Source organism: Achromobacter sp. GbtcB20, from assembly GCF_019091095.1.
GTDB classification, from domain to species: Bacteria; Pseudomonadota; Gammaproteobacteria; order Burkholderiales; family Burkholderiaceae_B; genus Achromobacter; species Achromobacter mucicolens.
Map to the genome: position 1 here is coordinate 1 of NZ_JAGXJZ010000691.1, position 253 is coordinate 253.

General features: G+C 67.6%; 1 pseudogene. It reads right to left on the reverse strand.

Going from position 1 to position 253, the window contains the following annotated elements:
* Nucleotides 1–236 (reverse strand): annotated as a pseudogene (locus KVT32_RS30750) (hypothetical protein); the annotation flags it as partial.
* Nucleotides 237–253 lie beyond the last annotated feature (17 nt).

A 253-nucleotide genomic window follows, 5' to 3' on the forward strand; every position in this document is an offset into this window, starting at 1 on the left:
AAGTCTTCCGAGGTCATCTTGGCCGGCATCTCGACCACCTTGTCGGCGCCCAGCGCGCCCTGGATCGCGGTGACGGCGCGCGCGGTCAGCTCGGGATCGTTGTAGACCGAATCGGCGCCCGCCTTGATTTCCACCAGCGGCTCCTTCGGCATGCCGGCGGCCATCGCCTCGCCCTTCACTTCGCGCTGGATGCTGGCCAGGACGCGCTGGCGCACTTCCGGCTTGAAGGTGCGCACGGTCAGCTGCAGCTTGA